Here is a 16,098-nt window from a genome sequence, read left to right as displayed (position 1 = left end):
GGAAACAAATGTGAGTACATATACAAACGCCTGGACACCTACAAATCAACATAAAGAATCGACCCGCCTGTATCAGTGGATGAAGAAACACAGGATTACAAATTATGAAACGTTTCATGAGAAATCCGTACAGGACATTGAATGGATGTGGGATGAGGCGGTAAAGGAATTAGAAATAGAATGGTATACCCCCTATAAAAAAACGTTAGATCTATCTAAAGGAAAGGCTTATCCAAAGTGGTTTGTCGGTGGTGAACTAAATGCCTGCCATAATGCACTCGACAAATGGTCGGAGGATGTACAGAAAAAAGACGCGACTGCTCTTTTTTGGGAAGGAGATAATGGGGATCAGGCGCAGTATACCTATGCAGAATTACGTAGAGAAGTAGACACAGTTGCCCACGGCCTTGAAAGTTATGGCATAACAAACGGTGATATCGTAACAATTTATATGCCGATGATTCCTGAGACACTGATAGCGATGCTCGCCATTTCTAAAATCGGCGCTGTTTTCTCCCCCGCCTTTTCAGGATATAAAGCAGACGCCCTGGCAGCCAGGATAGAAGCTTCTAAAGCTAAAGCTCTCATAACTGCGGACGGTTTCTATCGTAGAGGAAAAACCATCCATATGAAAGATGAAGCAGATTTAGCTGCCGATCAGTGCCCTTCACTTGAGCATGTCTTTGTGGTCGAACGTTCAGGGATTGAAGTGGATTGGAACGATTATCGCGATCTTCCCTGGTCTTATTTACGGAAAAATGAAACCGTTTACAATTCTGTGACGAAGAATCCAGACGATCCTTTTATGTTAATTTATACGTCTGGAACGACAGGCACACCTAAAGGTGCCGTCCATACACATGCCGGTTTTCCTATAAAAGCGGCGTTTGATGCAGGAATCTGTATGGATGTAACGAAGGAAGATACCTTATTCTGGTACACAGATATGGGCTGGATGATGGGCCCCTTTCTCGTATATGGAGGTTTAGTGAATGGTGCTTCTATTGTTATGTTTGAAGGTACGCCTGACTATCCAAACCCTGACCGTTTATGGGAACTAGTGGAACGATATGAAGTCAGCCATTTAGGCATTTCGCCTACACTCGTTCGTCTAATGATGAAACACGGGGAAGAATGGATTCACAAACATGATCTAGGTTCATTAAAAGTTATCGGGTCGACCGGTGAACCTTGGAACCCTGAACCTTGGCGCTGGTTATTTGAGCATGCAGGGAATTCAAAGGTTCCTATTTTTAATTATTCTGGTGGTACAGAAATATCAGGGGGTATCCTTGGAAATGTTCTCGTAAAGCCTATTCAGCCGGTTACCTTTAACGCGGCCCTTCCAGGAATGGACGCAAGCGTCTATGATGAAACGGGACAGCCGCTTCAAGATAAAGTCGGCGAACTTGTCCTTAGACAACCATGGGTAGGTATGACGCAGAGCTTTTATAAGGATGATGAAAGGTATGAAGAAACGTACTGGAGACGTTTTAAGGATACGTGGGTGCATGGAGACTGGGTGAAAAGAGATAAAGAAGGCTTTTATACAATTACCGGCCGGTCTGATGATGTACTAAACGTGGCTGGTAAACGGCTGGGACCTGCAGAGGTTGAGTCTATCCTTGTCGAGCACGAAGCTGTCATTGAAGCAGGTGTCATTGGAGTTCCCCATAACTTAAAAGGAGAAGAACCTGTGGCTTTTGTCGTTCTTAATCCATCCAGCCATAAGTCTGAAGAGTTAATGGAAGAGCTTCACAGGCTTCTTCATCATAAGCTCGGAAAAGCATTAGCTCCAAAAGAAATCTATGTTGTGAATGATCTGCCTAAAACGCGTAATGCAAAAGTCATGAGACGCGCCATTAAATCCGCATTTCTTAATAGACCATCAGGAGACTTAAGCGCCCTCGAAAATCCTGAGACTGTCAATGAAATCCGCAGTATCGGCCAGCATCTTTCATCACGACCTTAATTTAAAAAAGACCCTGGATCTTTTAAGATTCAGGGTCTTTACTATTAAACCGGGTACACGCCATGTTTTCTTTCCGTAAAGGTCACGTCCTTACTCTCATATGCCTCGTACCTGACAGCCAATTCCTCACGCAGGCGGTTGGGCTGAACGATATCATCAATGACCATTTCAGAAGCAAGCCTGTAAATGTCGATGTTTTCTTTATACTCTTCCTGCTTTTCTTTAATAAAGGCAGGGCGTTCTTCTTCTGGAAGTGCTTCAATTTTGTTTGCATAAACTGCATTAACTGCAGCTTCCGGACCCATGACGGCTATTTGAGCTGACGGCAGTGCGAGACAGGCATCCGGTTCAAAGGCAGGGCCTGCCATGGCATAAAGACCAGCGCCATACGCTTTTCGAACGATGACAGAAATTTTCGGTACGGTCGCCTCGCTCATGGCTGACAACATCTTCGCACCGTGACGGATAATGCCGGCACGCTCGACTTTTGTTCCAATCATAAACCCAGGAATATCTGCAAGGAACAACAATGGAATATTAAAGGCGTCACAAAGTTGTATGAATTTCGCTGCTTTATCAGCAGAATCAGGAAATAAAACCCCGCCTTTTGCCCTCGGTTGATTGGCAAGAATCCCTACTGGACGCCCTTCAATTCTCGATAGTCCCGTAATTAATTCAGGAGCGAATTTTTTCTTAATCTCACAGAAAGACTCTTCATCTACTAGTCGTTGAATCAAGTGATACATATCAAAAGGCGCATTCTGATTTTCTGGTATTAATTCTTCTATCGTTTTCTCGAAAGGTGCCGGCTGAAGGGATTCTGCTTTTTTAGGAAGCTCACGGTAGCTTTGTGGGAAGTAACTCAAGTATTTCCTTGCAAAGGTAATGGCTTCACTTTCGTCTTTTGCCAGAACGTCTCCACAGCCTGACACAGAACAGTGCATATTGGCTCCGCCCATTTCTTCCAAGGTCACCTTTTCTCCGATGACCTTTTCAGCCATTCGTGGTGATCCCAAGTACATAGAAGCATTGCCGTCCACCATCACGACGATATCACAGAAGGCAGGTATGTAGGCACCACCAGCTGCTGATGGACCAAAGAGCAGACAAACTTGAGGTACACGACCTGATAGTTTGATTTGATTATGAAAGATGCGGCCCGCTCCACGTCGATTCGGAAACATCTCAATTTGATCGGTAATCCGAGCTCCCGCTGAATCAACAAGATACAACATCGGCACATTTAATTTCAAAGCCGTCTCCTGTATCCGAATGATCTTTTCGACCGTACGCGCTCCCCAGGAACCTGCTTTTACCGTCGAATCGTTTGCCATTACACATACTTTCTCACCATTAATTTTCCCAATTCCTGTGACTACGCCATCTGCCGGCAGTCCTTCTGCCTGACAATTTGCAAAAAAAGCATCTTCGATATCGATGTTGTCATCAAATAAAAGCTGTAGTCTTTCCCTGACAAACATTTTTCCTTTTTCGGAGTTCTTATTATGATATTTTTCTGCGCCTCCAGCGGCGATTTTCTTTGCACGATCTTCAAACGTTTGATTCGTAGACATCGTTTTATCCACCTTTTATTCTCCTTTATAATCCGGCTTCCGCTTCTCTTTAAAAGCTTGGAGTCCCTCTCTGCGGTCTGAAGTTGGAATAGTTATCTCGTAACAGGACCGTTCTATTTCCAGTCCTCTTTCTAAACCTGTATCGTACCCTTCATTTATAGCTTTCTTCGCCTGTTTAACAGCAATTGGACCGTTTCTGGCAATGCATGCAGCGTAGTCTTTCGCTTCTTCAAAAAGAAATTGGGGTTCATAAACGAATTCAACGAGACCAATCGTGTGAGCCCGTGCCGCTTCGACGGGTTTTCCTGAGTAGATCATCGCTTTTGCCTGCCCGAGGCCGATCAGCCTCGATAAACGCTGTGTGCCGCCGGCGCCTGGAATAATAGCGAGAGAGGTTTCTGTCAGTCCCACTTTTGTTGATGTACTCATCATACGCAAGTCACAGGCCAGCGCAAGCTCTAATCCGCCACCAAAAGCGACACCATTTAATAAAGCGATCGTAGGTACAGGAATCTGCTCGATCATCCGAATCGTATCACCAATTTTGGATACAGCTTGAATAACTTCCTGTTCAGACATCCCCGCACGCTCTTTTAAATCAGCTCCTGCACAGAAGGCTTTATTTCCTTCTCCTGTAAGGAGCACCACTCGAATATCAGGGCGCTGTTTGATTTCTTTTATTTTTGCAGCCAGTTCATCCAACAACGCATCTGATAAAGCATTCGCCGCTTCCGGTCGATTCAGCTTTAATAGATATACATGGGGCTCTACTTCTTCCAAGGTGATGAGTTCAGCCATCATTCACACCCTTTCCTTATTCATCATCTGCATTTGGTGACTAGGCAGAGGTTTATCTAATACCCGCTGGATATACCGGGCCGCTTCTTTCAACTTCTCTTCATCAATACCGGTTTCAATACCCATCTGATGAAGCATATGAACGAGGTCATCGGTTGAAAGGTTACCAGAGGCCCCCTTTGCATAAGGACAGCCGCCTAAGCCGCCGAGAGATGCATCAAAAGTAGTGATGTTATGCTGCAAAGATACGAGCACATTAGCTAAAGCCATTCCTCTCGTATTATGAAAATGCATCGCAATTTTGTCGAAAGGGAGCTGGTGTTTCCAATCCGTTAAGGCTTGATCCACCTGGCCCGGGTTAGCAACCCCAATGGTGTCTCCTAAAGAAAGCTCATCAATGCCCATATCCAGCAATCGTTCACTTACATGCACGACATGATCAGGAGAAATATCCCCTTCATACGGACAGCCGAAAACAGTCGACACATATCCGCGAACCGTTTTTCCTTCCAGTTTTGCCTCTTTGACAACTTCTTCAAGAACCGGGTAGGTTTCTTGAATCGATTTATTGATGTTTTTTCTGTTATGGGTTTCACTCGCAGACATAAACACCGATACTTCATCCACATGCGTATTGATAGCTGCTTCAAGGCCCTTTCGGTTAGGAACAAGTGCAGCATAAGTCACTCCCTGTTTTCGTTTAATCGAGGAAGCAACTTTTCCAGCATCTTTTAATTGAGGAATCCATTTGGGGTGAACAAACGAACTAAACTCAATATAAGAAAGTCCTGTTTCTGATAACAAATCGATCCAGGCCACTTTATCCTCAAATGGAACTTCTTTTGCTTCATTCTGTAGTCCATCACGGGGGCCGACTTCCTTAATGGTTACTTTTTCAGGCCATTTCAGCATCTAATCCGCTCCTATTTACTCAATGATCGCAATTACATCGCCTTCATTAACAAAATCTCCTTCATTGACTTTAATTTCTTTGACCGTTCCTGAAGATTCAGCCGGGATAGGGATTTCCATTTTCATAGATTCCAAGATTGCAATGTCTTGTCCATCGCTGATCTCATCCCCTTCGCTCGCTACTAATTTCCACACACTTCCTGCCATAGATGCTTTAATTTCTGTCATATTTATTTCCTCCTTAATGATTCGTTAACGTTGGTAGATAGTAATTTTGAATAAAGGTTGTTTTGGTATCGCCTTGTTTGAATTTTTCATGAGTGATAATGCGTTTCAGCATCGTAAGGTTACATTTAATTCCTTCAATTTCATATTCATGAAGGGCTTTTGTCATCCGCTTGATGGCATCTTCCCGATCTTCTCCATGAACAACAAGTTTGGCAATCATGGGATCATAAAAAGGTGTAACCTCTGAATTCTCATCTACAGCGAGCTCATGACGCACACCAGGCCCTTGAGGAAGTGCCATCTTGGTTAATTTTCCTGGAGAAGGGTAAAACGTGTTTGGATCTTCTGCATAGATGCGCACTTCAATCGCATGACCATCAATGAACAGATCTTCCTGTTTTAAGGTTAATGTCTCCCCATTGGCAACTTTGAGCTGCTGCTCGACAAGATCCACACCCGTAATTTGTTCGGTTACTGGATGCTCTACCTGAAGACGTGTGTTCATTTCAAGAAAGTAATAGTTTTCCTCCTCATCGACGAGAAACTCTATCGTTCCAGCATTGGAATACCCAAGCGTTTCGACGGCTTTCAGAGCACTCTGCCCCATCTTCACTCGTGTTTCTTCCGATAGAAACGGGGAAGGGGCTTCTTCAACGACCTTCTGATGGCGGCGCTGGATGGAACATTCCCGTTCGAAAAGGTATACTGCGTTTCCGAAGCGGTCAGCAAGCACCTGAATTTCAATATGTCTCGGCTCCTGAATAAGCTTCTCTAAGAACATTTTCCCATCCCCGAAAAAAGCTTTTGCGCGTTTGGAATTCCCTTCAAAAGCTTTCTCAAGCTCCTCATCGTTATAGACGGCCTGCATACCGATGCCGCCACCGCCAGCAGCTGCTTTCAACATGACGGGATAGCCAAATTCGTTCGCTGTTTCTTTGGCCTCCTCTGGAGAAGCTACGGCGTTGTCGGTGCCTGGAATAATAGGGACTCCCGCCCTCTTCATTTCTGCCCGCGCTGCAATTTTATCGCCCATTTTCGATATGACATCAGCGTCTGGACCGATAAATGTCAGACCTGCTGCTTCTGTCTGCTTTGCAAAGTCTCCATTTTCACTCAGCAGTCCGTAACCAGGGTGAATGGCTTCTGCACCGGATTCTTTCGCTACTTTTAAGATCTTTTCACTATTTAAATACGATTCATTTACACGCGGCTTTCCGATTAAATAGCTTTCATCTGCCATTTTCACATAAGGAGCAGATTGATCGGCTTCTGAATAAACAGCGACTGTCCGAATGCCTAATTGTTGACACGTCCGTATGATTCTTGCAGCAATTTCTCCACGGTTCGCTATCAATATTTTATTGAACACATCCATCACCTCATCATTTAGATTTCATGTTCACCATTTCAAGTGCATCTTCCCGAAGCCTGAACTTCTGAATTTTTCCGCTTGCTGTCATCGGATATTCATCGACAAACGAGATGTATCTTGGTATTTTATGCCGGGAGATTTTCCCTTCACAAAATCCCTTGATATCGCTTTCATTTAACTGCTTGTTTTCCTTTGGAATAATCCATGCCATAATCTCTTCGCCATACTTGTCATCGGGTACCCCGACGATTTGCACATCTAAAACATCAGGATGCTGATACAGGAATTCCTCAATTTCCCGAGGGTAGACATTTTCGCCACCGCGGATGATCATATCCTTCATCCGGCCGGTAATTTCCACATACCCGTTTTTATCCATAACGGCAAGATCTCCAGTATGAAGCCATCCATCTGGATCAATAGCCGAACTCGTTGCTTCTTCATTTTTATAATAACCTTCCATCACGAGATAACCTCGTGTACACAATTCGCCAGGAATCCCTGCTTCGACTTTTTCACCCGTTGCAGGCTCAACAATCTTCACTTCGACATTTGGAAGCGCGCGGCCGACACTTGAGACTCTAAGATCGATGGGGTCATCCGCTTTGGTTTGTGTGATCACAGGTGAAGATTCCGTCTGCCCATAGGCAATCGTAATTTCTTCTGCCCCCATATCATGGATAACACGTTTCATCACTTCCATTGGACAGGTCGACCCTGCCATGATGCCCGTTCGTAAGGTTGTTGGTTTAAGCTCTTCATAGTCGGGGTGGTTCAACTCTGCAATAAACATCGTCGGCACCCCGTGCAGGGCGGTACAGCGTTCTTCTTTAACCGCTTCCAACACCTTTTTCGGATCGAAATTCTCTAAGATGACCATCGTTGATGCTTTAGATACCGCAGCCATCGTTCCAAGAACACAGCCAAAGCAATGGAAGAATGGAACGGGGATGCAGAGACGGTCCTCTTCTGTAAGGTTCATACAATCCGCCACTTGGTTTCCGTTATTGACGACATTGTAATGACTCAACATGACCCCTTTAGGGAATCCTGTCGTCCCGGAAGTATACTGCATATTGATAACATCTCTGTAAGAAAGCATTTCCTTCCGCTCTTTTAATTCTTCATCGCTTATCGTCATACCCATATCAAGAACATCCTGCCACGTATAGCAGCCACGATGCGGTTTATCGCTGAGTACGACAACATTTTTAAGAAATGGCAGTCTTGCACTTTGTAGGTCTCCTTTTTCAGACGTTTCCAGTTCAGGACAAATTTCTTTTAAAATATCGATGTAGGAGGTGCCTTTAAAATCTTCCGACAAAATCAGCGTCGAGGCGTCTGACTGTCTAAGAAGGTATTCAAGCTCCTGGGCCCTGTAATTCGTATTGACTGTAACCAGCACACCACCCATTTTTCCTGATGCAAACTGTGAAACCAGCCACTCCGGCTTATTGTCTGACCAGATCGCTACATGTTCTCCTTTTTCAATTCCTAACGCCATCAGTCCTTTAGCTGCTTCATCCGTCATTTCATTAAACTCTGAATAGCTTTTCCTTAAGCCTTTATCCGGATATACAAACGCTTCATGATCCGGATAAGCTGCAGCCTGTTTTTCTAACAGTTCACCAACGGTCTGTTCTAAAAGTGACATTAATTTTCCTCCTTTTCTTATTAACAACCAAGTTGACGGGCAATAACCATCCGCTGAATTTCAGAAGTGCCTTCACCGATCTCAAGCAGTTTTGCATCACGCAGGAAACGCTCCACTTCATACTCCCTCATATAGCCATATCCGCCATGGATCTGTATTGCCTGATTCGCTGATCTAAAGGCCGTTTCAGAAGCAAACAGCTTCGCATAGGCGGATTCTTTTGTGAAGTTCTTTCCTTCATCCTTAAGCCACGCTGCTTTAAGGACCATGTTCCGGGCTAACTCTACTTCCATTGCCATATCAGCAAGCTTGAACTGAATCGCCTGGAATTTAGAAATCGGCTCACCAAACTGCTTTCTCTCTTTTGCATAAGCAAGTGCCCGGTCAAGCGACGCCTGTGCAATACCTACGGCAAGAGCGGCAATGGAAATCCGGCCGCCATCGAGCGTATACAGAAATTGCTTGAATCCTTTTTGCGGATCACCAAGGATGTTTTCTTTTGGAACTTTTACGTCCTCCAGGATAATTTCAGATGTGTTGGAACCTCTCACACCCATTTTGTCGTAAGGACTGGAAATCTTCATTCCGGGAGTATCTTTTGGAATAATAAAAGCAGAAATGATGTTTTTTCCGTCTTCTCTTTTTCCAGATACAGCCGTAACAGTGATGGATCTCGCATATTCAGCATTTGTAATCCAGCACTTTTCCCCATTAATCACATAGTGGTCACCCTTCAATTCGGCACGGGTTCTCGTTCCTCCTGCATCCGATCCTGCATTTGGCTCCGTTAACCCAAAAGAGGCCAAACCTTCTCCTTTTGCTAAAGGAGTCAGATACTCCTTTTTTTGCTCTTCGGTTCCAAAATAGTAAATAGGGCTGGCGCCAAGAGAAACCGCAGCAGCATAGCTGAGTCCTGTTGAACCGCACACACGACCGATCTCCTCGACAGCTAAAGCATAACTTACCGTATCTCCACCGGATCCTCCATACTCTTCAGGGAACGGAATGCCAAGTAAACCGAGCTTTCCCATTTCATCAAAGATATCTTTTGGAAAATCGCTGTTGATGTCAATATCGACAGCTCTAGGGGCAATGACATCCTCAGCAAAGTCACGCACCATTTTTCTTGTCATTTCCTGTTCTTTCGTTAATTCAAAATTCATAGGATTCCTCCTCAAGGAATAAAGACCGACTGGTTGGTCTGTCTAAGTGATAAAAATATATGAAAGCGCTTACTGACTTTCATAAAAAAAAGGGACTTTAAGTACATGGGTAAAATACTGAGCTTCTTCCTTTGCCGGCAGTAAAAAATGCAGAATTAAGTCTGTAAATACCTCGGCAATTTGATCGATGGTATACGCACCATCACGTCGATACCATTTGTATATCCAATTGACCATCCCAAGGATCGCCATCCCTGTAATCTCAAGAGGCAGCTCTCTTCGAAAACAGCCCACATTCTGACCTTCTTCTATGACCTCAAAAATCATACGTTTAAATTCGTCTCTTTTCCGTTTAATTTTCTCTTCGTATTCAGGTTTAAGATAGATACTCTCCTGATAAAAAACAGAAATATGCGGCTTATATAAATCAAAAACTTGAACGAATGATTGAATGATGGCCTGAACTTTAGGGACCGGGGAAGTATGAATGACATGGGCAGCCTGAGCTTCTTTCAATACATATGTAATAAAGGTATCGTGAATGACGAAGAGCAGTTCTTCTTTTGATTGAAAGTGGTGATAGAAGCCGCCTTTAGAGGTGTTAGACGCTTGTACAATCTGATTGACCGTGACGCCATGAAAGCCGTGGCGATCGAAGAGTTCTAAGGATGTCTGAATGATGGTTTCTCTTAAATCACTCATACATCAACTCCCTTCCGCTGAATATATACTCATTTTATCATAGTTTTCAACTACAAATCAAAATTATCTTAACTTTACAAAATATAAAGAATAATTTATATCTACAAGAAAGAACAGTTGGAAATCCTGTTCTTTCTTGTGAAAAACATTACTGTTAGATCAATTCTAATAAAATGGTTGCTGTTACACCACTTTCCAATGCATCCTTCCCTAATATTTCCACAGATAATAAATCACATTGAGATAACGGTACTGGCTCAAACACAGCATGTTTACAACATTCAAAAGGGTCATCGTCAGCTTTAAATGTCACGCTAATATCTAGAGGTTGAGGTTCAGTTCCACAACCACTAGAATCAACCCATATTGTACCCTTGATTTCTTCGTCACCCGTAACTGCCTCATCTCGAATACTTAATACAAACCCGGTGATTAATGCATTTTGAGGTACGACTACATTATTTTCTATAAAAGGACCTTTAGAACCTACACCTACAAAACGCCCATTAGGCGATCCTTGTATTCTAGGATTCGCCAAGGTAATCGCTATAACACTAGGACCTGGTTCCCCTGTTGCACCTGTTGGGCCTGGCGGACCTGGTTCTCCTGTTGCACCTGTTGGCCCTGGCGGACCTGGTTCTCCTGTTGCACCTGTTGGCCCTGGCGGACCTGGTTCTCCTGTTGCACCTGTTGGGCCTGGCGGACCTGGTTCTCCTGTTGCACCTGTTGGGCCTGGCGGGCAATTGCATCTACGGGGCTTAGAATAAATTGGAAACTGCTTTTCACAGCAATCCCGCTTATGATCATCCCCCCATCTTAAGTTGGATGAATGACTCTCATTATCATTTCTCTCATCTTTCAACTTTTTCACCTCCACTTTCTATTCTTATTGTATTTTCAAAGGGATATATAGTGTGGACGTTAGCACACAGAGGCTTGATAATATCAATATTATGACCTGAATAAATTCAGGGCTTTTCAGACATTAATCTAAAGAAAACCAAAGATCACTATGGTTTCTGTAATAAAAAAAGAGCCCCTGATTATTCAGAGGCTCTTCGTTACAGTTATTTATTTTCTGCAGAATCTGATTCAAACGGAACTTCATATTCAGGCTTGACCCAGGCTTCTTTCACGGTTCCTTTTTGTTCTGTATCCAATACATAGGAACCATTGCTGTATCGATCGTTTGCTTTGAAGTCCATCGGATTTACGTAAATGATTTCATCTTTTTCTGTCATGATGACGACTTGATCGTCCCGCTGCACAAGGTGGACATCGACAAGTTCATGAGGGTTCTTTTTCAGTTCACGCAGCATAATAACACCGCGTTTGGCTCTGCTTGTCCGGTCGAATTCTTTCAACCTCATACGCTTAACGGCTGCACGGTGTGTCGTTAGTAAGATGGATGGATCGTCTTTAGCGTCAAATACCTGGCCGGAAACCACGTGTTCATCTTCTTTCAGCTGGATCGCTTTTACTCCTGATGCCCTTTGGCCGACTGTATTTACTTCTTCTTCGTGATACCAGAGCGCATACCCTTTATCAGAAGCAAGGAAGAGGTCGGACTCTCCATTTGTCATATGAACATCAACGACTTCATCATCATTCTTCAAATTAATGGCTACTAACGCTTTAGAATGACGCTGGGCCTGATAGAGACTCAGCTCACTCTTCTTCACCATCCCATTTTTAGTGAAGAATAAGAGGAATTTGTTTTCGTTAAATTCCCGGACCGGGATGGCTTCAACAAGATATTCATCCTTTTCAACCTGTACAATATTTGAAATGTACTGCCCAAGGTCCTTCCAGCGGATATCCGGGAGCTTATGAACGGGCAGGAATAGATACTTCCCTAAATTTGTAAATAATAGAATCGTGTCGGTTGTATTCATTTCACATAAACGGAGGAGATGATCACCGTCTTTAAGAGCAAAGTCAGCGCCATTAGAAGCTGCGTAGGAACGTAGGCTCGTTCGTTTTACATACCCGTCTTTGGTGACTGACACCAATACATCTTCACTCGCTACGGTAACTTCTAGATCCACTTTTAATTCTTCGACCTTCTCTTCAATGTTCGTCAGGCGATTATCGCTGTACTGCTTCTTCATAGAGCGGAGATCTGCCTTGATGACCTTCATCATCTCATGCTCACTCGTCAGGAGCTTCTCCAAGTATTCAATCTGTTTGTTCAATTCTTCTGCTTCTGCCTGCAGGGCTGTAATATCTGTATTTGTTAAACGATAAAGCTGTAAGGTTACAATCGCTTCGGACTGTTCCTGCGTAAACCCGTATTTCGAGATCAACTGGTCCTTCGCATCTGCTTTATCTTTAGAAGCCCGGATCGTTGCAATTACTTCATCCAGGATAGAAATCGCTTTAATTAAGCCTTCGACAATATGAGCACGGCTTTTGGCTTTATTTAAGTCAAAAATCGACTGCCTTGTAACGACTTCTTTTTGATGGTGGATATAAGAGTCCAGCATCATTGGAAGGCTCAGCAGTTTAGGCGTCCGGTCGTGGATCGCCACCATGTTAAAGTTATAGGAAATCTGAAGATCGGTATGCTTATACAGGTAATTTAAGACACCTTCACTATTAGCATCTTTCTTCAGATCAATCACGACACGCAGGCCTGTACGGTCCGTTTCGTCACGAACCTCCGCAATTCCTTCTACTTTTTTATCGATCCGCAGTTCATCCATACGCTTGACCATGTTTGCTTTATTTACTTCAAAAGGAATTTCGTCAATGACGATCTGTTCCCGGCCTCCGCGCTGCTGCTGAATTTCAGCACGGCCGCGGACAACGATCTTTCCTTTTCCGGTTTCGTACGCTTTACGAATGCCATCTACTCCCTGAATAGTTCCACCGGTTGGAAAATCAGGTCCTTTAAGCTTAGTCATTAGATCAGGAACAGTCGCTGTTGGCTTATCAATTTTCATAATCACAGCATCAATGACTTCACCTAAGTTATGGGAAGGGATTTCCGTTGCGTAACCTGCTGAAATTCCTGTTGATCCGTTCACAAGCAGGTTAGGAAACTTAGCCGGCAGGACAGTCGGCTCTTCAATAGTGTCATCAAAGTTTGGAATAAACTCTACGGTCTGCTTTTCGATATCTCTTAACAATTCAGATGAGATGGCCGAAAGACGCGCTTCCGTGTAACGCATGGCTGCGGGAGGATCACCATCGACGCTCCCGTTATTTCCATGCATCTCAACGAGCGGTTTTCTTACTTTCCATGTCTGGCTTAAACGAACCATCGCATCATACACGGATGTATCCCCGTGCGGGTGGTAGTTACCGATAACGGTACCCACGGTCTTTGCCGATTTCCGGTAGGCTTTCTCATGAGTGTTCTTTTCCTGATGCATCGCATAGAGAATACGTCGCTGCACAGGTTTTAATCCGTCCCGTACATCTGGAAGAGCACGTTCCTGAATAATATACTTACTATACCTCCCGAAGCGGTCTCCGAGAACTTCTTCTAATGGTAAATCTAAAAACTTTTCTGCCTCAGCCAACAGAGGGTCCCCCTTTTACGATTGAATTTTGTCATTTTCTAGAATGTTCGCTTCGTCCTCAAGACCAAAAGCGACGTGGGATTCAATCCATTTACGGCGAGGTTCCACTTTGTCTCCCATGAGGGTTGTCACCCTGCGTTCAACACGTGCAATATCGTCAATTGTTACCCGTATTAACGTGCGTGACTCCGGATTCATCGTTGTTTCCCAGAGCTGATCAGCATTCATTTCCCCTAAACCTTTGTAACGTTGGATCGAATAACCATTCTTAAATTCTTTCAGTATCTTCTGCATGCCTTGTTCATCCCAGGCATATTCTGTTTTTTCTTTCTTGCCTTTTCCTTTAGAGACTTTATATAGAGGCGGGAGAGCAATGAACACTTTCCCAGCTTCCACCAATGGCCTCATGTAACGGTAGAAGAAAGTCAGCAGCAGAACCTGGATATGAGCACCATCCGTGTCGGCGTCGGTCATAATGACGATTTTATCGTAATTGCAGTCTTCTAAGGTGAAATCTCCTCCAACACCTGCACCAATGGTATGAATAATTGTAGATATTTCTTCGTTTTTAAAGATATCAGCAATCTTTGCTTTTTCTGTATTAATAACTTTTCCTCGCAGGGGAAGCACGGCCTGAAACTTTCGGTCACGTCCCTGCTTCGCTGATCCACCTGCTGAGTCTCCCTCAACTAAGTATAACTCATTCTTTTGTGCGTTTTTTGACTGCGCTGGTGTTAACTTCCCACTAAGCAATGTATCTTTCCGCTTTTTCTTTTTGCCTGAACGGGCATCTTCACGGGCTTTTCTTGCTGCTTCACGCGCTTCTTTAGCCTTAATGGCTTTTTTAATAAGCATGGAAGCTACATCAGGGTTCTCTTCTAAAAAGTAGGACAACTGCTCAGCCACGACCCCGTCAACAGCTGATCTTGCCTCGGATGTCCCAAGTTTACTCTTCGTTTGTCCTTCAAACTGTAAGAGTTCTTCAGGAATTCTTGCAGAGATAATAGCTGTAAATCCCTCTCTGATATCGTTTCCTTCTAAATTCTTATCTTTTTCCTTTAGAAGCTGGGCTCTTCGTGCGTAATCGTTAAAGATTCTCGTAATCGCCGTTTTAGCTCCTGATTCATGGGTACCTCCATCTTTTGTACGAACGTTATTAACAAAAGAGAGGATATTCTCAGCAAACCCATCATTGAATTGAAAAGCGAAATCGACTTCAATGCCCGCGTGCTCTCCTTCAAAGGAGACCACAGGGTGAAGGGTATCTTTTTCTTCGTTCAGGTAACTTACGAAGGATACAAGGCCATCATCATATTGGTACTCTTCTTTTACAGTCTCTTTTCGTTCATCTACTAAGACGATACGGAATCCTTTTAATAAAAAGGCCGCTTCTCTCAATCTTTCCGAAAGGGTCTCAAAATTAAACTTCGTTACGGAAAATATTTTTGGATCAGGTTTAAAACGGATGGTCGTTCCTGTTTTTCTTGTCGCCCCTTTATTCTCAAGGGACGTTACAGGTACTCCGCCATTTTCAAACCTTTGATAAAATTTCTCTCCGTCTCTGCAGATGTGCACCTCGAGCCACTCCGACAGCGCATTCACAACGGAGGCGCCAACGCCGTGAAGCCCACCGGAAGATTTATAGCCACCCTGTCCAAATTTCCCGCCGGCATGCAGGACTGTCAGGATTACTTCAGGTGTTGGTTTTCCTGTTTTATGCATCCCCGTAGGCATTCCTCTAGCTTCATCCTCAACCGAAACACTGCCATCTTTGTGGAGCGTGACAGTCATCTTCTGACCGAATCCAGACAATGCTTCATCGATCGCGTTATCTACAATTTCATGTACAAGATGATGAAGACCACGATGATCGGTCGACCCGATATACATCCCGGGCCTTTTCCGAACGGCCTCCAACCCTTCCAGTACTTGTATTGAATCATCTGAATACGTTTGATTTTGATTCGACAATTTGCCATCGGCTCCTTTCTCTTCAACAACAACAACGATAACTACGTACCTACTATCAATAATAGAACAAACGTTCGTTCGTGTAAATGTTTATCCTTGATCTACACAGTTCATGCTTCTTCAGCCTAGTATAAGACACGCAATGATATAGAGGTGTGTTCTTCCATAAAATTGCCTGTCTTATGCTTCCTTATGAATGGTCCGGTATGCTTCATTTTCTTTCCA

12 protein-coding genes are annotated in these 16,098 nt (G+C 43.9%); 1 reads left to right on the top strand and 11 read right to left on the bottom strand.

Going from position 1 to position 16,098, the window contains the following annotated elements:
• Nucleotides 1-10 precede the first annotated feature (10 nt).
• Nucleotides 11-1,972 (top strand): AMP-binding protein, encoded by a 1,962-nt coding sequence (locus tag LC036_RS05050; RefSeq protein ID WP_226579076.1) that lies wholly within the window; start codon nucleotides 11-13, stop codon nucleotides 1,970-1,972.
• A gap of 44 nt (nucleotides 1,973-2,016) precedes the next feature.
• Here the strand turns inward: LC036_RS05050 and LC036_RS05045 are convergent, their stop codons facing one another.
• The 11 genes from LC036_RS05045 to parE form a co-directional block, all read right to left on the bottom strand.
• A complete protein-coding gene (locus LC036_RS05045) occupies nucleotides 2,017-3,546 on the bottom strand; it encodes an acyl-CoA carboxylase subunit beta (RefSeq protein WP_226580012.1) in 1,530 nt (509 codons plus the stop codon).
• A gap of 15 nt (nucleotides 3,547-3,561) precedes the next feature.
• Nucleotides 3,562-4,344, bottom strand: a complete 783-nt coding sequence (locus LC036_RS05040) for an enoyl-CoA hydratase (protein ID WP_226579074.1) — start codon at nucleotides 4,342-4,344, stop codon at nucleotides 3,562-3,564.
• A 3-nt stretch (nucleotides 4,345-4,347) separates the two neighbouring features.
• A complete protein-coding gene (locus LC036_RS05035; RefSeq protein ID WP_226579072.1) occupies nucleotides 4,348-5,256 on the bottom strand; it encodes a hydroxymethylglutaryl-CoA lyase in 909 nt (302 codons plus the stop codon).
• Between the two features lie 15 nt (nucleotides 5,257-5,271).
• Entirely contained in the window at nucleotides 5,272-5,484 is a 213-nt protein-coding gene (locus LC036_RS05030; protein ID WP_226579070.1) for an acetyl-CoA carboxylase biotin carboxyl carrier protein subunit, read from the bottom strand.
• Between the two features lie 13 nt (nucleotides 5,485-5,497).
• Nucleotides 5,498-6,853: an acetyl/propionyl/methylcrotonyl-CoA carboxylase subunit alpha gene (locus tag LC036_RS05025; RefSeq protein WP_226579067.1), complete on the bottom strand. Its 1,356-nt coding sequence runs from the start codon at nucleotides 6,851-6,853 to the stop codon at nucleotides 5,498-5,500.
• Between the two features lie 13 nt (nucleotides 6,854-6,866).
• Nucleotides 6,867-8,510, bottom strand: coding sequence for an AMP-binding protein (locus tag LC036_RS05020; protein WP_226579064.1), 1,644 nt, complete (start codon nucleotides 8,508-8,510; stop codon nucleotides 6,867-6,869).
• Nucleotides 8,511-8,530: 20 nt separating this feature from the next.
• Nucleotides 8,531-9,673, bottom strand: a complete 1,143-nt coding sequence (locus tag LC036_RS05015; RefSeq protein ID WP_226579061.1) for an acyl-CoA dehydrogenase — start codon at nucleotides 9,671-9,673, stop codon at nucleotides 8,531-8,533.
• 69 nt (nucleotides 9,674-9,742) lie between these two features.
• Entirely contained in the window at nucleotides 9,743-10,375 is a 633-nt protein-coding gene (locus tag LC036_RS05010; RefSeq protein ID WP_226579058.1) for a TetR/AcrR family transcriptional regulator, read from the bottom strand.
• A gap of 154 nt (nucleotides 10,376-10,529) precedes the next feature.
• Nucleotides 10,530-11,252 (bottom strand): hypothetical protein, encoded by a 723-nt coding sequence (locus LC036_RS05005; protein ID WP_226579057.1) that lies wholly within the window; start codon nucleotides 11,250-11,252, stop codon nucleotides 10,530-10,532.
• Between the two features lie 190 nt (nucleotides 11,253-11,442).
• The gene (gene parC / locus LC036_RS05000) at nucleotides 11,443-13,902 is read right to left on the bottom strand and encodes a DNA topoisomerase IV subunit A (protein WP_226579053.1); all 2,460 of its coding nucleotides are present in this window, start codon (nucleotides 13,900-13,902) and stop codon (nucleotides 11,443-11,445) included.
• A gap of 15 nt (nucleotides 13,903-13,917) precedes the next feature.
• A complete protein-coding gene (gene parE, locus LC036_RS04995; protein ID WP_226579051.1) occupies nucleotides 13,918-15,873 on the bottom strand; it encodes a DNA topoisomerase IV subunit B in 1,956 nt (651 codons plus the stop codon).
• Between the last annotated feature and the right edge of the window lie 225 nt (nucleotides 15,874-16,098).

The organism is Halobacillus litoralis, assembly GCF_020524025.1.
Taxonomy (GTDB): Bacteria; Bacillota; Bacilli; order Bacillales; family Halobacillaceae; genus Halobacillus; species Halobacillus litoralis_D.
This window is presented reverse-complemented; position numbering and strand designations above follow the sequence as displayed.